Annotated in this window: 22 protein-coding genes; 9 read left to right on the top strand and 13 right to left on the bottom strand. The window is 39.1% G+C overall.

What is annotated here, in order from left to right:
- The first annotated feature begins 8 nt into the window (after positions 1–8).
- Together ACZ5QH_RS02495 and ACZ5QH_RS02490 are read left to right on the top strand one after the other, a co-directional pair.
- Complete coding sequence (locus ACZ5QH_RS02495; RefSeq protein ID WP_004717985.1) at positions 9–512, top strand: DUF4442 domain-containing protein; 504 nt, start codon at positions 9–11, stop codon at positions 510–512.
- 171 nt (positions 513–683) lie between these two features.
- On the top strand, positions 684–1,205 hold the full coding sequence (locus ACZ5QH_RS02490; protein WP_209828083.1) for a nuclear transport factor 2 family protein: 522 nt from the start codon (positions 684–686) through the stop codon (positions 1,203–1,205).
- Positions 1,206–1,288: 83 nt separating this feature from the next.
- Here the strand turns inward: ACZ5QH_RS02490 and ACZ5QH_RS02485 are convergent, their stop codons facing one another.
- From ACZ5QH_RS02485 to ACZ5QH_RS02475, 3 genes are all read right to left on the bottom strand, one after another.
- Positions 1,289–1,657, bottom strand: coding sequence for an acyl-CoA thioesterase (locus ACZ5QH_RS02485; protein WP_154130156.1), 369 nt, complete (start codon positions 1,655–1,657; stop codon positions 1,289–1,291).
- Positions 1,658–1,731: 74 nt separating this feature from the next.
- Entirely contained in the window at positions 1,732–2,163 is a 432-nt protein-coding gene (gene trxC / locus ACZ5QH_RS02480) for a thioredoxin TrxC (protein ID WP_303577472.1), read from the bottom strand.
- A complete protein-coding gene (locus ACZ5QH_RS02475; RefSeq protein ID WP_004818832.1) occupies positions 2,164–3,060 on the bottom strand; it encodes an alpha/beta hydrolase in 897 nt (298 codons plus the stop codon). It abuts the gene before it with no gap.
- Positions 3,061–3,186: 126 nt separating this feature from the next.
- Here ACZ5QH_RS02475 and ACZ5QH_RS02470 point away from each other — a divergent pair, with 126 nt between their 5' ends.
- On the top strand, positions 3,187–3,525 hold the full coding sequence (locus ACZ5QH_RS02470) for a protein tyrosine phosphatase family protein (RefSeq protein WP_209828087.1): 339 nt from the start codon (positions 3,187–3,189) through the stop codon (positions 3,523–3,525).
- 253 nt (positions 3,526–3,778) lie between these two features.
- On the top strand, positions 3,779–4,300 hold the full coding sequence (gene msrA / locus ACZ5QH_RS02465; protein WP_303577471.1) for a peptide-methionine (S)-S-oxide reductase MsrA: 522 nt from the start codon (positions 3,779–3,781) through the stop codon (positions 4,298–4,300).
- A gap of 115 nt (positions 4,301–4,415) precedes the next feature.
- Here the strand turns inward: msrA and ACZ5QH_RS02460 are convergent, their stop codons facing one another.
- The 5 genes from ACZ5QH_RS02460 to ACZ5QH_RS02440 form a co-directional block, all read right to left on the bottom strand.
- A complete protein-coding gene (locus tag ACZ5QH_RS02460; protein WP_004717995.1) occupies positions 4,416–4,820 on the bottom strand; it encodes an ExbD/TolR family protein in 405 nt (134 codons plus the stop codon).
- Positions 4,820–5,443, bottom strand: coding sequence for a MotA/TolQ/ExbB proton channel family protein (locus ACZ5QH_RS02455; RefSeq protein ID WP_004818829.1), 624 nt, complete (start codon positions 5,441–5,443; stop codon positions 4,820–4,822). Before ACZ5QH_RS02455 ends, ACZ5QH_RS02460 begins: the two co-directional genes overlap by 1 nt.
- Before the next feature lie 31 nt (positions 5,444–5,474).
- A complete protein-coding gene (locus ACZ5QH_RS02450; protein ID WP_004818828.1) occupies positions 5,475–6,299 on the bottom strand; it encodes an energy transducer TonB family protein in 825 nt (274 codons plus the stop codon).
- A 221-nt stretch (positions 6,300–6,520) separates the two neighbouring features.
- Positions 6,521–7,387, bottom strand: a complete 867-nt coding sequence (purU, locus tag ACZ5QH_RS02445; protein WP_016539263.1) for a formyltetrahydrofolate deformylase — start codon at positions 7,385–7,387, stop codon at positions 6,521–6,523.
- Between the two features lie 85 nt (positions 7,388–7,472).
- On the bottom strand, positions 7,473–8,165 hold the full coding sequence (locus ACZ5QH_RS02440) for a TetR/AcrR family transcriptional regulator (RefSeq protein ID WP_034611676.1): 693 nt from the start codon (positions 8,163–8,165) through the stop codon (positions 7,473–7,475).
- 111 nt (positions 8,166–8,276) lie between these two features.
- Between ACZ5QH_RS02440 and ACZ5QH_RS02435 the strand changes: the two genes are divergently transcribed.
- The 4 genes from ACZ5QH_RS02435 to ACZ5QH_RS02420 all read left to right on the top strand — a co-directional run bounded on the left by ACZ5QH_RS02435 (position 8,277) and on the right by ACZ5QH_RS02420 (position 12,196).
- Positions 8,277–9,725, top strand: a complete 1,449-nt coding sequence (locus ACZ5QH_RS02435) for a coniferyl aldehyde dehydrogenase (protein WP_016539261.1) — start codon at positions 8,277–8,279, stop codon at positions 9,723–9,725.
- 165 nt (positions 9,726–9,890) lie between these two features.
- Entirely contained in the window at positions 9,891–10,127 is a 237-nt protein-coding gene (rpmB, locus tag ACZ5QH_RS02430; protein ID WP_000048256.1) for a 50S ribosomal protein L28, read from the top strand.
- 12 nt (positions 10,128–10,139) lie between these two features.
- On the top strand, positions 10,140–10,295 hold the full coding sequence (rpmG, locus tag ACZ5QH_RS02425; protein WP_003654787.1) for a 50S ribosomal protein L33: 156 nt from the start codon (positions 10,140–10,142) through the stop codon (positions 10,293–10,295).
- A 182-nt stretch (positions 10,296–10,477) separates the two neighbouring features.
- A complete protein-coding gene (locus ACZ5QH_RS02420; protein ID WP_004718008.1) occupies positions 10,478–12,196 on the top strand; it encodes a cation:proton antiporter in 1,719 nt (572 codons plus the stop codon).
- Between the two features lie 263 nt (positions 12,197–12,459).
- On the opposite strand, the gene ACZ5QH_RS02415 is transcribed toward ACZ5QH_RS02420, so the two are convergent.
- The 5 genes from ACZ5QH_RS02415 to ACZ5QH_RS02395 form a co-directional block, all read right to left on the bottom strand.
- A complete protein-coding gene (locus ACZ5QH_RS02415) occupies positions 12,460–12,738 on the bottom strand; it encodes a hypothetical protein (RefSeq protein WP_004718010.1) in 279 nt (92 codons plus the stop codon).
- A gap of 108 nt (positions 12,739–12,846) precedes the next feature.
- Entirely contained in the window at positions 12,847–13,350 is a 504-nt protein-coding gene (locus ACZ5QH_RS02410; protein WP_004718012.1) for a DUF6586 family protein, read from the bottom strand.
- Between the two features lie 221 nt (positions 13,351–13,571).
- Positions 13,572–13,823, bottom strand: coding sequence for an RNA recognition motif domain-containing protein (locus ACZ5QH_RS02405; protein ID WP_004718014.1), 252 nt, complete (start codon positions 13,821–13,823; stop codon positions 13,572–13,574).
- An 86-nt stretch (positions 13,824–13,909) separates the two neighbouring features.
- A complete protein-coding gene (locus ACZ5QH_RS02400; protein WP_303577470.1) occupies positions 13,910–15,901 on the bottom strand; it encodes an ATP-dependent helicase in 1,992 nt (663 codons plus the stop codon).
- A 188-nt stretch (positions 15,902–16,089) separates the two neighbouring features.
- Entirely contained in the window at positions 16,090–17,226 is a 1,137-nt protein-coding gene (locus ACZ5QH_RS02395) for a glycerate kinase family protein (RefSeq protein ID WP_034611670.1), read from the bottom strand.
- Between the two features lie 99 nt (positions 17,227–17,325).
- On the opposite strand from ACZ5QH_RS02395, the gene ACZ5QH_RS02390 reads away from it, so the two are divergent.
- A complete protein-coding gene (locus tag ACZ5QH_RS02390; RefSeq protein WP_034611667.1) occupies positions 17,326–17,775 on the top strand; it encodes a carboxymuconolactone decarboxylase family protein in 450 nt (149 codons plus the stop codon).
- The last annotated feature ends 144 nt before the right edge of the window (positions 17,776–17,919 follow it).

Below are 17,919 nucleotides of genomic sequence, written 5' to 3'. Positions count from 1 at the left end.
GTTAAGACATGACTCAGACCAACCGTTTATCTAAACTTGTGAAAGCGACTTCTAAATTCCCTAAAGGCATTCGTAGTACGCTCTGGAGTAAGGCGTTTGGTCGAGTTGTGCCTATGGTGGGCACAGCCAATATTAAGTACCTAGAAGTCAGTCATTCAAAAGTTGTGGTGGAAATTAAAAACCACCGTGCTATGCAAAACCATATTGGGCAATTACACGCTGTTGCAATGGCGCTGATTGCTGAAACAGCAACAGGCTTTGTCACAGGTATGAATGTTCCAGATAGTTCAATTGTCTTGATCAAAAGCATGCATATTGAATATAAACGACCATCTAAAGGTGATATGACAGCAACAGCGACATTGAGCAAAGAACAAATTTTAGAAATGCAAAGCTCTGAAAAAGGTGAAACGCTGGTTCCAGTCACCATTATGGATGAATCTGGAAAAGAGCCTGTAGAATGCCAAATGGTGTGGGCTTGGGTGTCAAAAGAACGCCTAAAAAAGAAATAAATACAAATCTGCAAATGTAAATAAAACTTACTGTTTAGTTAGTATAAAATTTACCAAAGTACAAATAATGAGTGACGATTATTCACTATATTCATGCTTATTTACTCATCAAGATGGTGTTATTTCCACCACCATCTTGAACTATTGAGATTTGAACTATAGAGAATAACCATGAGATCAGCTACGCCAAGAAAAATTATTACACTCAGCCTCATTCTAAGCCCTATTTTGTTTCTCACTGCATGTGCCCAAACTCCAAGTCACGTTGCTACTGCTGCAACGGGCAACACATTAGCAGCGAATTCAACCACCCAACAAGCGCAACAAAATAAAACCATTGTGACTGATTTTTATGAAGGTGTATTTCAAAAGCATCAAGTTAAAGCATATGCAGATCGTTATATTGGTGACCAATATATTCAACACAATCCGCGTGTTCCAGATGGTAAAGCGCCCTTTGTAAATCACTTTACCCAGTATTTCCAAAAAAATCCTGAAGCAAAAAGTGTAATCAAACGTGCTGCCGCAGAAGGAAATTTAGTGTTTTTACACGTTCATTCAGCTCAAAATCCACAAGATCGCGGTGTTGCAATTGTCGATATCTTTAGAGTCGAAAATGGAAAAATTGTTGAACACTGGGATGTACAACAAGCTGTTCCAGAATCAAGCGCCAACAGCAATACCATGTTTTAACACAATATTTAAATCAAACGATCTAAGCGCCTATTCCATAAAAAAAATCCCAAACAATGTTGGGATTTTTTGATCTTGAGCATTTAAGCACTTTGCGAAGCTAAATACTTCTGCTTTACATCTTCAGGAATTTGGCGTTTATTTCCCGCAACATCTACAGCAACAAAAGTAAATACACCTGCAGTCACACGTTTGGCAGCACGAGAACTGTCATGACTATCCCAAACTTCAATCTGCATTTGGATCGATGTATTACCGACCTTTAAAAGCTTGGTATAACAACTGATCACATCCCCCACTTTTACGGGAACAAGAAAAGTCATCTGATTAATCGAAATCGTTGCACAACGCCCTTTACTAAAGCGTTCTGCATGAATTGCACCAGCCAAATCCATTTGTGAAACAATCCAACCACCAAAAACATCACCACTCCAGTTTGTATCTGCTGGCATTGCGATGGTTTGTAAAGACAGTGTACCTTCAGGTTTTACATGAGAATCTGACACAATAACTCCGAGCCCGTGAATTACTTATGGGCATTCAATTGTTGATCTAACCATTCTTGTAATTGGTTAGCACGTAACGCACCACTTATTCTAGCAACTTCCGTGGTTTTATTCATTAAAACCAAGGTTGGAATGCTGCGAATATTAAATGCACTACTTAACCGTGGATTCGCTTCAGTATCAATTTTAGCAAAAACCACATGGGGGTTATTTTTTGCAACTTCAGCAAAATGCGGTGCCATCATTTTACAAGGACCACACCACTCTGCCCATAAATCAATCATAATTGGCAAATCACTATGGCTGACATAGTTACTGAAATTTTGTTCATTTAACTCAATAGGAGCAAGTGTAATCAAATTTTGATGACATTGACCACAAGTGGGTTGAGCATTTAGTTTATCTTCGGGAACTCGGTTTTTTGCGCCACATGATGGACATACAATAATCATCTAGCTCACTCCAATATGTTGATGTAAAAACTCTAATTGGGTCAAAATTGATTTTTCCAACCATTTCCCATGATAAATATCAAAATGCGCCATATCCCATTCATGATATTGCACAAAAGGTGCAATATTTGTCGCCGTTTCTCGGCTAGATTCAATCGGGATAAAACTGTCTTTCTTAGCTGCAATAAATAGCACAGGAATATTAATACTTCTGACGGTCTGAATTGGTCTAAAACGAATTAAATTAAAAAATACCCGTGCTGGAACTTCCCCACTCCAAAAGTAGTCTGGATTTACAATCGACATATAGCCGTTATAACTATCTTTGGTCGGAATAAAGCATAAATCAAAGGGATGTACTACAGGTAAGGTTCGTGGAAGCATACCTACTTTTGCCCCCATATAATCTTGACTGGATATTTTTAATGCCTTGGGTAACTGTTGAATTGGAAACAATTTTGCCGTTTCTGCTCCATCCACATAAGGCACTTGCACCATAATGGCTTGGACACTTTTTAGCTCACTTGCAAGGTTTAGTACATAGCCGCCACTCAAAGAGGTCCCCCAAAGCACTATTTTTTTTGGATTAATTTTCTTTTGTGTTGCAACATAACTGACCACAGTTTTCCAATCATCCAACTGATTTTGCAATGAAATCAGTTCACGAGGAAAGCCTGTACTTCCTCCCCAAAAACGATAATCAAACAGTACAACCGCATAGCCTGCCTGTGCAATTTTTTGCGCATAGCTCACCAACTTAAATTGTCTTAAACATGCAAATCCATGAGCCATAATAATAACAGCAGGTTTTTTTAGATTTTTAGGTCGATAAAAATCCGCCGCTATGACTTCTTGTCCAATGGGAATATATAGTGGTTCAACTGTATATGCGTACATACACACTCCATTGCGTTATCTTTTATAGATATTTCTTTTATAAATCTTTTATCGTTCAAACTCAGTTCTGAGCTTAATGCTATTATATATAGCATATTGGATTTTAAATCATATAGGAGTGACGAAATGAGTGAAAATGTTGGTTTTGCTGGTCAAATTGGTCCAGAACATATTGCTCAAGTGGCAGAAAAAGGCTTTAAGTCTGTAATCAATAATCGTCCAGATTTGGAAGGCGGAACGGAACAGCCTACAAGTGCTCAAATTGAAGAAGCTGCACGTGCTGCAGGTTTGGACTATGTATTTCTACCTGTCGTTGCTGGTCAAATCACAGAAGTTGATGTCAGAACCTTTGCCAACCGCTTTAACGAGCTTCCAAAACCAGTACTTATGTTTTGTCGTACAGGCAATCGTTCAAATAACCTCTATCAAATTGCAAAACAAATGGATTTATTAGACGACGAATAAATTCTCATGAATATAGAAGGCATTCCGTTGAATGTCTTTTGGTTCACCTTAAATAGAAAAGCTTAAGTTTTTACAGCAATTCGAATAGATTACGCTTTTAAAATTTTGCAACAATTTAAACAGATCTGTTTAGTGAATCAAACAGCTATTGTACCTATGCTTAAATGGTTATATGGCAAACTAAGCAAGTTCACGATATGATCTTTGGCATCGTTTCGTCTTTTCTATAATTTAAAAATAAAGGGATCTTCACATGCAACAGGCTCTATTTGGTGGTGGCTGCTTTTGGTGTACCGAAGCCGTATTTTTACAACTCAAAGGTGTCAATCACGTTGTCAGTGGTTATGCTGGCGGGCATACTCCCAATCCAACTTATGAAGCAATTTGTAATGGGGATACCAATCATGCTGAAGTGATTTTGATTGAATTTGATGAACAGCAAATCAATTATCAACAATTACTCACGGTTTTTTTTGCAATTCATGATCCAACCACATTAAACCGCCAAGGTAATGATATTGGAACACAATATCGTTCGGTGATTTATTACTTCAATAAACAGCAAAAACTTGAATCTGAACAATTTATTGAGCAGCTCAAAGCAGATGGCTTAAATATTGTGACTGAACTCAGTCCAGCACCCACCTTCCATCCTGCCGAAGAATATCATCAGAACTTCTTTGCCCGTAATCCTGCACAAGGTTATTGTAATTTTGCCATTCCACCAAAATTGCTCAAACTCCATAGCCAATTTCAAGATCTTTTAAAAGACTAAGATCATTGAAAATACTTCGCTTTATGCAATAACACTGAACTAACCCAATAGCCAAAATATCAACATAAAAAAACCTCCTTAAAAGGAGGTTTTAAAATATTTGTAATTATTTAAATTAATTATCACTCATAAAGGCAAGATCATTTAATCCTGCTTCACTTGCACGAGACATCACTTGTGCAACGGTATCATAGCGAGATTCTTTATCCGCTCTTAACTGTACAGCTGGTTTTACTGGCTTTTGACCTTCTTCATCAAATCGTTTAGCCAATTCATCTAAAGTGATGACTTTATCATTCCAAGCCACATCGCCATTCTGATTGATACTGATGGTAATTGCTTCAGGTGGAGGCGCGATTACTTCAGCAGTGGTCTTTGGTAAAGTTAATGGTATCGATGGGTTAGCAACGGTTGCTGTCACCAAGAAGATGATCATCAATACCAACATAATATCGATCAGCGGAATGAGGTTCATCTCATTCATGCCAGAATCGTTGTCTTCTCCCAATTGAAAAGCCATTAAGCTTGACCTCCAACTAAACCTTTATTGGTAGATTCAGATTCAACTTTTTGCGTTGAAGAATCTTGTTGTAACATCGTATCAATTAACAAACCATGTGCTTGATCTTGCAACTCATTTGACAATGTACGGTTAAAACGTACGCAAATGTTATATGCCAATACCGCTGGAATCGCAACAGCAAGACCTAGACCGGTCATGATCAATGCCTCACCAACTGGCGTTGCAACTTGAGCTAAACCTGCTTGACCACTTTTACCTACAGCAACAAGTGCATGGAAGATTCCCCATACTGTACCAAATAAACCAACAAATGGTGCAAGTGAAGCTATCGTTCCTAAAACTGAAACACCTTTTTCAGCATTGGCCTTTTCTGCTGAGATTTGACGTAGTAACGCTTGTTCTGCAACCGCTTTACGTTGATCAAAGCTTAATGGCGCAAGCTTGGCTTTTAATGCTTTTAAAGCCTGAGCAAGGTGATCCTGAGCAACCTGCTTGAGTTGACGCGTGCCTAGAATACGCAAAATGAACACAGTCCACGTTGCAATAGACATTGCCAATAACACGAAATACAGTGTCTTACTGACCGCATCAGCATGTTGCCAATAAACTGAAAAGTTCATATGCACATTTCCTAATTCTTAAAAAAATTATTTACTTTTTAGAGACCGACAATGCAAAATCTTGCCTAATTTTAAATGGTACACCCGCACCATTTTCTCTATAAGCTTTAAATTTTGCAGATTGAGTCTGCTTAACAACATAACTATCTAAACTTGAATTACCGCTAGATTGAAGAATACGGACATTGGTAATATTTCCGCCCGCATCCGCAGTAATTTCTAGATTCACAACTTTTGTTCCATCTTCTGGAGACATCAGTTTAAGTAATTGCTCTTTTGCGATACGTGGACTACGACTCCAAGACACCTGACCTTCGTTTACATTACGCGGTGTGTTTCTTTGCTCTTGATCACGACGTTGACGATCGCGCTCATCTTGCTCACGTTTTTGACGATCACGTTCATCTTGTTCACGTTTCTGCTGTTCCGCACGCTTCTGATCATCTTGACGTTTTTGCTCATCTTGACGTGCCTTATCCTGCTTCTGTTGCTCTTCTAAACGCTTTTGTTCTTCAAGTTTTCTTGCCCGATCATCATTTTCTACAGGTTTTTTCTGCTCAATGATTTTTGGCTTAACCACAGGTTTAGGCTCAACTTTCTTCTCTATAGGTTTCGGTTGAACTTTAGGTTTGATGGGTTCAGATGGAGGAGGTGGCGGCGGTGGAACATCTTCTTTTAACTTTAAAAATTTGATTTTTAAAGGTTCTTTCTTTATTTGAGGCAGTTCAAATGGTTTCATATGACTTACCCCCCACAACACACCTACGTGCCCGACAACAACTGCTAACACTGCAGCAAGGACTTTTTTCTTCATCGGTGGTGGCGTTTGAAGTGGTGCAATGGAAGACTGACTCATAAGAATCTAAATACCTAAAATTGAGCAAACTACAAAAAATTATTCAGTTTGTAGATTAAGCTCATCGGATAGAACAATTAAAGTGCAACAATGATAAATGAGAAGTGTTTTCATTTGCAACTGGTTTTTCAATGTTTTTAATCGATTTTACAAATTAAAAATAAAAAAAGGATGCATAAAGCATCCTTTTTTACGACTCATATTAAATGAATATTCACATGTTATTGAAAAACAACAGTCTTATTGCCATCGACAATAATACGGTCTTCTAGATGCCATTTTACCGCTCTAGCAAGTACGTTACGTTCAACGTCTTGGCCTAATTCACGCAGTTGATCCACAGTAAAATCGTGATTTACTCGTTCTACATCTTGCTCAATGATTGGGCCTTGATCCAGATCAGCCGTCACATAATGCGCTGTTGCACCAATCAATTTAACGCCTTTTTCATAAGCCTGTTTATATGGATTTGCCCCCACAAAAGCAGGTAAAAATGAGTGATGAATATTGATCACTTTCATTTCCCACTTTTGTACAAACTCTTCATCGAGAATTTGCATATAACGCGCGAGAACCAGTAAATCATTCCCTTGCATTAACTCATCGATCTTTGTATAGGCTTCACGTTTATTTTCTTTGTTGACTGGAACCACATAGAAAGGGATACCAAAGTTTTCTACTGATTCGCGTAAGTCTTCATGGTTTGAAACCACTTGAGTAATTTCACAAGGTAAGCCACCACGTGAATGGCGCCACAACAACTCAAGCAAAGCATGGTCAACTTTAGACACCAAGATACCGACTTTTTTAATGTCGCTCACCAAAGCTAAACGCCAATGCATACTATAACGTTCAGCCACATTGGTTGCGAAAGTTTGAATGAGACTCTCACGACGGGATTGCAAATGATCAAGTTCAAACTCAACACGCATAAAATAACGCCCGCCCTGAGCTTCAGTTGCGTATTGATCAAGCGCAGTAATGTTCGCGCCCTGATGATACAAAAAGCTCGATACAGCTTGCACGATTCCTGGCTTGTCTTCACAAGTAATCAGTAGACGTGCTGTGTTGGCAGTAGTCATGTTCATGTTGATGGATATCACTTATAAGTTAATTTAAAAAACAGCCGAATATTTTAACGCTTTTTCATCAGCTTTCAATCTTGATTCAGCATCAATCGCGTTTTACCGCAGATAAACTGGCAAATAATTCCGAAGAACCGAAGCTTTCTAGCAAACGTTCATAGGTTTCACGACTTTCACCACGTAAATAAGGACCTTCTAAAAACACCATCTGGCGCAATGCTTGCCAAATCCATTTTTCATCTAAATGGTTGGAGTCACTTAAATGCCCAGACATATATAGGAAGTTGGTCCAGTTGGTCAGGACAATCCAAATATTGATGATAAGTGCTTCAATTTCAGAAGGTGTCATCTGCATCAGTCCCGCTTCAACAAAGGCATGATAAATTTTTTGCCCTTGTTGCATGACCTTGCCAGCAAAGCGAGGATAAATTTTTCTAAAGTCGTCGTTATTTTCAATTAAATGATAAACATCACGATGTAGAAAGCGATATTCCCATAGCTGACTGCTTAAAACTTGGAAATAACGGATTTTGTCATTCGCATTGACTCCACGGTCATCGGGTAATGACAGCATATCTAAAGTTTCTTTTTGGTATTGTTCCATCAATTCTTTGATGATTTCTTGTTTGTTTCGAAAATGATAATACAAATTTCCAGGACTGATTCCAAGCTCTGCTGCAATATGATTCGTTGTAACTGCACGTTCGCCGCGCTCATTAAAAAGTTGCAGACTAATCTGCAAAATTCGGTCTTTCGTTTTCAAAGTTTTGGAGCTCGACATCCTATTACCATTTTTAACCGTTAGCACAAGCTAACATAAAGTGACTTGACTATTTAGAGTATTTACTCTAAAAATTATATTATATTAACCTATTCGTAAATGGTGTTTGTCATGAACAGTCATACAAAAACAAATTCAATGACTTCTTACTCACCTGAAGTTCAACGTATGCATGACATTCTTGAACAACAGAAAGTCGCTTATCAACGCTACCCTGTTCCTACAGCAAAGGAACGTATTGAACGTTTAGCTCGCTTAAAGAAAGTTCTGGTAAAATACCAAGATCAATTTGCAGAAGCAATCAATCAAGACTACGGCAATCGTTCAATCAGCGAAACTAAAATTGGTGAACTACTCACATGTTTAGAACAAATTAAATATTATAGCAAGCATTTAACAGCATGGATGAAACCATCTAAGCGCCATGTGTCTATCTTACACCAACCAGCCAAAGCTTGGGTGCAATATCAGCCTTTAGGTGTGATTGGAATTATTGCACCATGGAACTATCCTCTGTTGCTTTCTGTTGGTCCACTGATTTGTGCACTGGCTGCCGGAAATCACGCAATACTCAAAATTTCAAGTTCATCTTCTAATTTTGGCTTCGTACTTGAAAATGCACTCTCAGAAGCATTTCCACAAGAATTGGTTGCTGTGGTGAATGGCGGTGGTCAAATTTCGGATGCATTTTCACATTTAGCATTCGATAAAATCATTTTCACTGGCTCTACCAATGTCGGTAAAACGGTGATGTCTGCTGCTGCCGAAAATCTAGTGCCTGTTATTCTTGAGCTTGGTGGTAAATCACCTGTAATCGTACACCCTTCAAGTGATCTCAATTTGGTCGCTGAACGTATTGCTTTTGGTAAATTATGGAACTCTGGTCAAACCTGTGTAGCACCAGACTATATGTTCCTACCTAGAGGAAAAACTGCCGAGTTTATTGAAAGCTTTAAACAAGCTGCAACAACAATGTACCCGACGATTCGTGATAATCAAGATTACACCAGCATCATCAACGATAAGCAGTACAACCGTGTTCAAGGTTATTTAGAGGATGCACGTCAACAAGGCGCTGAGTTGATTGAAATCAATCCTCAAAATGAAGAATTAGCGAGTGTACGTAAAATTGCCCCAACATTCTTAACAGGTGTTCTACCGACAATGGACATTATGAAGAATGAAATCTTTGGTCCAGTGCTTCCGATTATGGAATATGATCAAATTGACGATGTAATTGACTTTATTAATGGCAGACCGCGTCCACTTGCTTTATACTATTTCGACTTTGACAATGCCCGCGCAGAATACGTTTCTCAACGTACCCATTCTGGGCATTTCGGTCAAAATGCCGTAGTTACCCATGTCGCACAAGACGATTTACCATTTGGTGGCGTTGGTGCATCTGGCATGGGCAAATATCATGGCCCAGAAGGTTTCTTTGGTTTATCACATGAGCGTTCAGTAATGTCTATTCCTAAGCTATTTAGCTTAAAATTCATATTAGCGCCTTATGACAAAGCCCTAAATAAGATTTTAGAGAAAACTTTCTTACGCTAACTGATCAAGGCATGATCTATCAAATTAGATCATGTTGCGTTTTGACGAATTCCGCTTGTCTTTTAAGCGGAATTTTGGTATAAAACGCCCCTTGAATGAATTCAATCCGTTTTATTTTGACTGGCCATACAGATTTGCTGTTGGCTAAATCAATGGAGTTACACCATGTCTAAGGTTTGCCAAGTTACCGGCAAGCGTCCAGTCGTTGGTAACAACGTCTCACACGCCAACAACAAAACTAAACGCCGGTTCGAGCCGAACCTGCATCACCACCGTTTCTGGTTAGAAAGCGAAAAACGTTTTGTACGTCTTCGTCTAACCACTAAAGGTATGCGTATTATCGACAAATTGGGCATTGAAAAGGTTGTTGCTGACCTTCGTGCTCAAGGTCAAAAGATCTAAGGAGTCTGAACCATGCGTGATAAAATTCGCTTAGTTTCTACTGCTGGTACAGGTTATTTCTATACCACTACTAAGAACAAACGTACTATGCCGGAAAAAATGGAAATCAAAAAATTTGATCCAAAAATCCGTCAACACGTAATCTTCAAAGAAGCTAAAATTAAATAATTTTAGTTTTCTTAAAAAATACGATCCATTTGGGTCGTTTTTTTTGCCTTTTTTTTCTTCGACTTGTTAAACTCTTTAGCGAATTTGGCACTGATTGTGCATTTTATATGGCTTTATACAAAGTCATTACCTTAAGAAATGATTTTTTGAATGATTTCTCCTGAAGATTTAAGGAGTATTTAGTGCCTCATGATGTAGATCTGATTATTTTACTTGCAGTTGGTTTTGGTATAGCCCTGATCTTTGGCTATATCGCTGCACGATTACGCCTGCCACCTTTGATTGGTTATTTAATTGCGGGAATTATCATCAGTCCCAATACCCCAGGTGTTGTTGCAGACATCGCGCTGGCCAATCAGCTTGCTGAATTAGGCGTCATGTTCTTGATGTTCGGTGTCGGGATGCATTTTTCCCTCAACGATTTAATGCAAGTCCGAAAAATTGCCCTTCCTGGTGCAATTTTACAAATCGCAGTTGCGACATTACTGGGTATGGCAGTTTCCATCTTTTGGGGCTGGAGCTTTGGCTCTGCACTGGTCTTTGGCTTAAGTTTATCCTGTGCAAGTACGGTGGTTTTACTCAAAGCATTAGGTGACAAGGGACTGCTTAACTCTGTGAATGGTAAGATTGCCGTTGGCTGGTTGCTGGTCGAAGATCTGGTCATGGTTTTAGTCTTGGTTCTACTGCCTGCAACAGCCGTACTTTTAGGCGGACATCCTATTGCAGGACATGAATCTGATCAAAACATCTGGTTAACACTCGGCATTACCCTGTTAAAAGTAACTGGTTTTATCGCCTTTATGCTCATCATTGGGAAACGTCTTGTGCCAATGATTATGCAATATGTGGCACGTTTAGGTTCTAGAGAGCTTTTTACTTTAACCGTGGTCGCAGCAGCAGTTTCAATTGCTTATGGCTCATACGCAATCTTCGGTGTTTCTATGGCACTTGGAGCGTTCTTTGCCGGAATGGTGGTTAAAGAGTCAGATTTTAGTCATCGTGCAGAAGAAGAAACCTTACCTTTACGCGAAATTTTTTCGATTTTGTTCTTCGTTTCTGTCGGAATGTTATTTGATCCACGTATTATTGTGGAACAGCCTCTGCATATTTTAGCAGTCATTGCCATTATTATGATTGGTAAGACGCTGGCTGCCATGGCATTGGTGTTATTTTTCCGTTATCCCATCAATACAGCATTAACAGTCGGCGCCAGTTTGGCACAAATTGGAGAGTTCTCCTTTATTCTGGCAACCTTAGGCTTGTCACTAGGATTACTTAGCCCTGAAGCGCAAAACTTAATCTTAGCGGGTGCTTTATTTTCTATCACCCTCAATTCATTTCTATTTTCTGCGATCGAACCTGTACAAAACTGGATCCGTGAACGTTCGCATTTGGCGCGCTTACTTGAGCGTAGCGGTGATCCATTGGCAATGCTTCCAGATGAAGTTGATCAAGCCTATTTACGTGATCAAGTGGTGATCGTTGGTCATGGTGAAGTCGGACGTCGTATTACCAAAACATTGATGGATGATGGCATCAAAGTGGTCATCGCTGAAGAAAACCGTGAAATTGTAGAAAATTTGCGTGAAAAAGGCATCGCTGCAGTTTCTGGCCGAGCAACTGAACCCAGTGTATTGATTCAAGCCCATATCCAACATGCACGACTATTGGTGATTTCACCGATGGATATTGTAGATATTCATAAAATTGTCGATACAGCCAAGCTGCTTAATCCAGAAATTCAAGTGTTAGTCTGTGCTGAAAATAAAGAAGAAGCTGAAGTGATCCGTAAAGACAATGTCGGTGAAGTCTATTATGCAAAAGAGGAAATGGCGAAAAACATGAGTAATCATATTTTAAACCAGATCCAAATTGCTCATCATCATGAACCAACACATTGAATTCGGCTCATTTTTAAAACGTAGATCTTTTAAAAGGCAGCTAAAACCACACGACTGTTCTTTGTAGACCTTGGAAAGTCGTGATGCTTCCATTATGTAATGGTATCGATAACCATGTTGGATGGGGGATCATCACCCCATCTAACAAAAGATTTAAAACTTCTAGAATTTGACGCCATTTGCGTATGTCAGGTTATTTGCCTACAAAGAAAAACGCACTCGAAAGTGCGTTTATTGTATTTATTCTAGAATAAATGAAATCACTAGCTCATAAATTTTGGTTGTTCATCAACAACTTCAGCATGCCATTCATCTGCCTGTTTTTCAAGTAACGCAAATAATGCAGCCTGAATCATCTGTTGTGCAATCGCTGGTGTTTGATCACCCAGTAGTGCTTTCACTTCTTCATTAAATTGAATAGTGACCAATGGCTCTTTTTCAGAACCTGCATTACGCAGTGCCAGCTCCCCACTTTCGAGCTGTACCAACTCCAAAATAGCTTCCTGATTTCCAAATAACTCTTTTAACTGTTCGATAGACATAAATCCTCCATGCTCAACATGGGGCAAGGTGCTGAATGCACTTTGCATCTTGTAGATATTTTATATAGTCATTTAAAACAAAATTTCAAGTATATCTGATCAAAAAGATCAGAATTCAACCATTTCATTACGAAAACCATCAATAAGTTGCGATAAATCTCGGTGCCACTCTCTTAAAATCTTTGTATCAGGCAACCAAGCTTGTGGTGTTTGCGTCACTTTAATAATTAAGTTTGATGATGTTTCATCCTCTGGTTCTGGCGCACTTGGTTCAGGTGCATATTGACAAAGTCGATATGCTCTTTTGAGTTCAGCAATAAATCCTTCTTTGGCTAATTTTTGCATCACTAAAACTTCTGGTGAGACCTGTCCTTTAGCCGCCATATTTTCTTCGATTGACTTTAAGGTTGGGGAAAAATCATTTAAACGGTAATAACGTACCAACTCTTGCAGAAATGCTAAAACCGCGCCATGTAAATGAAATACTGCTGCTTCACGATGTGCTTGAGCTTGTTGAACATTTTCAGTTTGTTCTCCCTGCATACATGCAAGACGAGCAAAATAAAGTTTTTGATTGGTACGGTCTGCATGAAAGCGAGCTACACGTGACATGGAAGTTCCCTAAGATTTTGGCATTCTTTACAGTCTTAGCTTAATCTTTATTGAACAAAAATCACAATGAATTTTATCCATGTTGTATGTCAATAAAATAGATAGCGCTCTTTTTTGCAAAAATATCAATTTAAGTTTTTATTTTTATCATGGTTTGACGAGATCATTTAAATACTAAAATAAAAAAAGGAGCAATAAATGCTCCTTAGAATATCTGCCAATTATGCTTCTGGCTTATCTTCCGCTGCTTTTACACGAATTCCATGACCATGTAAGCGCAAGGTATTTAAACCTTTAATCGCTTTAACTGCTTCTCTACCATGTGGCATTTCAACAAAAGCAAAACCTTTCGATTTACCTGTTGCCGCATCAAGTACTAAAGTACAAGTATCTACTGTACCGTATTGCTTAAATAACTCTAACAATTCAGCTTCAGTTACAGTACGTTCTAAATTACGAACTAAAATTTTCATCTCACAACCTTAAAATATAAACGAGGCAAAAAACATCAAAAAGCACTCGCCTACCTACTTTTTGAATGAAAAACGATTGCTATAGTTTAATCTAGATCTATACCAAAATCTAAATTAATCGCCCGACGCTCGATTAAGGCACTTTTTACAGTTTGCTCTCGCTGTCTATAGTGGGTTTCTGTGCTACATAAATTTCGAGTTAAATCATTGAGAAAATAACTTTCAACCTTACGACCTTGTTCATCTGTTTGCGTATGTGCCCAAAAACTTAAATTTTGTTTGGTTAGAATAAGTTCATTTTGGGCGCGTGTTAAAGCCACATAAAGTACACGGCGCTCTTCTTCAACTTCATCGAAATTGCCTTGTGCGCGTGCATTTGGGTATTGCCCTGCGGATACATTTGCCACATAGCAAACCTTTTGTTCTGTCCCTTTAGCAGAATGGATGGTAATTAAAGTCACCACATCATCTTGTGACTGACGCTCAATTTCACTGATTGAAACAGGGTCAAGTACATATTCTTCTAAGAACTCGCTCAGTTGAGTATGTTTAGACGCCAATTGCTTGACCAGATCAAAATCCCCCACACGTTTATGCCAATCTTTTTTGGCATAATTTTCTTCAAGTTGGTTGAGAATAGCCTCTACACCGAGTTTTACACAGGCTTCAACTTCCGTTTTTAGCACACTCATTTGCTTCATAATCAGCAATGTATTGTCAGGAATGCGCCCAAACTTTTCTAATTTTTCTGTAATTTTTTCAATATCTGCATCAAGTAAGAGTTGTTGCGCCAGCTTACTCGCACCAACATCACCCACGCCATTCCATAAGGTTAAAAACCGCATCCACGCAATATCATCCAATGGATTGGCAATAACACGCAATAAGCTCAGTAAGTCTTTAACATGTGCTGTTTCAAGTAACTTCATCCCTCCAATAAATCGGTAGGGAACATTGGCTTGGATAAAAGCAGCCTCGATATGCCGTGCAGCAAAGGCTGAACGCACCAACACCATGTGGTCATTCCAAGCTGAACCTTCCAATAAATGCCGTTCTTTGATGTCGATCGCGATCCATTTTGCTTCATCAAACTCATTTGGAAAAACATGCATTCGCGGTTTAATCCCATCACCACGATAAGCTTCAAGTTTTTTATCGTAATGAATCGAACTTTGATCGAGTAACCAGTTTGAAAAATCTAAAATTTCTTGAGTAGAGCGATAATTTTTTTCTAATTTGAAAATCTCTGCATCTGGCACACGCTCTTTAAAATGGTGGATATTTTCAAAATCCGCACCACGAAAACCATAAATCGACTGTGCATCGTCTCCCACGCAAAACAGTGATGTTTTATCTTTTAATGGTTCAAGAATTGCCCACTGCAAAGGATTGGTATCTTGCATTTCATCAACCAGCATGTACTGACATAAGCCCGCAACATAATCCGCTAAACCATCGGACTGTGCCAAAGCAGACGCAACCACGGCGAGAATATCATCGTAATCTAGAAAACTACGTGCCCGCTTACGGATTTCGTACTCTTTCATGATTTCTGCGATTTGATCTTTATCGTCTAAAAACTCAGGCAGTTGCTTTTCTAAAGCCAAACTTAGTTTTTGCCGAGTATTACGTGCAAAGGAATATAAATCACAAAGCTGTTGTGGTTTGGGTAAGGCGTTGGGATTCTTTTTATCATCCTTTCCACGAATCAAACGGAACAACATCAATTGATCATCACGATCTATAATCGAAAATTGATCCAATCCAAAAGCTTTTGGCACACGTCTAAGTAAATACATGCAAAAGGTATGAAATGTAGATGCACGTAACCCTTTGGCCTGATCACCTAAAGCAAGCTCTACCCGCGCTACAATCTCACTGGCAGAACGGCGGGTAAATGTCAAAATTTGGATTTGATTGGCAGGAATGCCTTGATCAATGAGATATGCAGCTCGTGCCACAATGGTTTTGGTTTTGCCACAACCTGCCCCAGCAAGAACTAGACTATGTTTTGTTTCAGTCGTAGCAGCTTGTTTTTGTTGAGGGTTTAATTCATCAATCAGGTTGGCTAAACTCATTTTCACTCATCATTTTATGGATGGCTGCTAGTTTAGCAGAGCTATAGTGAAATTATGCATTTTAACCCAAGAATCAAGTCGTGAATTGACGCTTAAATCAGGAAATACCAATGAAGAAAAATTCAAGACAATAAAATTTATCGTCCCAAGCAGAGATTAAAGGGGGAGCTTCGACAATAAAAACCGCCTTATAGTCTTAACAACCGTGCCACACTCTCACAACAGCGTTCTAAATTTTGCTCACCATGCTTTAATGCTGTTGCTAAATCACATGCACCATCAACAATACCAAAAATTGCACTAAAGCCTTCGGCATAAAGCTCCTCGACGCCTTCACCGATATGCCCTGCAAAAGCAATCACAGGTTTATTCAACTGCTTGGCAACTTGCGCTACCCCAAAAGGTGTTTTGCCAAACTTGGTTTGAAAATCAATACCACCCTCGCCAGTAAACACATAATCTGCTTGGGCAATTTTTTCCTCAAGTCGGGTTTCTTTAATCACGATTTCCACACCAGAGCGTATTTTTGCTCCTGTAAAAGCCATAAGTCCAAAGCCCAAACCGCCTGCAGCACCAGCACCCTGTAGATTTGCAACATCAACATTCAACTGTTGTTTCACCAACGCAGCAAAATGATCAAGGTTTTGATCTAAGATCCTAACCATCTCAGCGGTTGCTCCTTTCTGTGGTGCAAAAATAAAAGAAGCTCCATTTGGACCGCATAATGGATTGTTTACATCACTGGCAATAATAATCTCAGTCGCTTTTAAACGCGCATCGAGTTGTGAAATATCAATGCTTTTGATCTGCTGAAGCTGCCCACCACCCACGTCTACAGGATGGTTGTTTTCATCTAAAAATTTTGCCCCTAAAGCCTGTGCCATCCCGGCACCAGCATCATTGGTAACACTACCACCCAGACCAATAATGATTTTACCAACACCCAAATCCAAAGCGGCTTTGATCATTTCCCCTGTACCCAGAGTTGACGTCACTAAAGGATTACGTTGAGACTTCTCGATCAGATGAATACCGTTTGCCAGCGCCATTTCTATAACAGCTGTTTGACCGTCATCAATTAATCCCCAATAGGTCGATATTCGTTGCTGAGCCAATGGACCAGCGACCTCAACATATACTTTACGACCACTTCGTGCAGCGACCAAAGCATCGACTGTTCCCTCGCCACCATCTGCCATAGGTACATGAATAAACTGTGCATCAGCAATGACTTTTTCAATGCCTCGTTGCATTGCAAAACAGGCTTGTTCGGCTGTCATACTTTCTTTAAATGAGTCAGGCGCAAGAACAAAAACTTTAGACATGAGCAAATGTATTTTGGTGAGATTCAAAAATTAACATAACGATTTTTCGAGTATAGATAAACTAATAAATTCATAATTAAGACTAAAGAAATGACAACTATGCAACGTGTAAACCTTGGTAAGACTGCCCCAGAACTATATAAAACGGTCATCGAGCTTGAAAATTTATCTATGCAAAAAGTTCAGCAAGCTGGGCTTGATGTTGGATTCTCTCATTTGCTCAAATTAAGAGCCTCGCAAATTAACCAATGTGCTTTCTGTGTTCGTATGCATACCCAAGATGCAATTAAAGCGGGCGAGTCAACGGATCGTATTGCGTTGATTAGTGCTTGGCGTGAAAGTGAATACTTTACTGAAAAAGAACGAGCGGCTTTAATTTTAATTGAAGAGATCACTTTAATTGCCAATCAACATTTTCCAGATAGCGCTTATGAACAAGCTGCACAGCATTTATCCAGTGATGAAATCACGGCGATTGAATGGGTTGCGATTGTAATCAACACATGGAACCGTATCGCCATTTCCAGCCAGTATAAAGTCGCGAAATAAGCTGAGTTTCTACGCTTAAATCATTTATCTAGGCAACACCTCGCTTTTTAGGAGTGTTAATTGAGATAAGATTTAACTGAATACTGTTCTAGTTGCATAAAAATTTACACCAAAATACAAAACGCCTGATCTCATTGATCAGGC

The organism is Acinetobacter sp. Ac8 (assembly GCF_055392545.1).
Note: the sequence above shows the minus strand (reverse complement) of the source record. Positions and strands in the feature narration are given on the sequence as shown.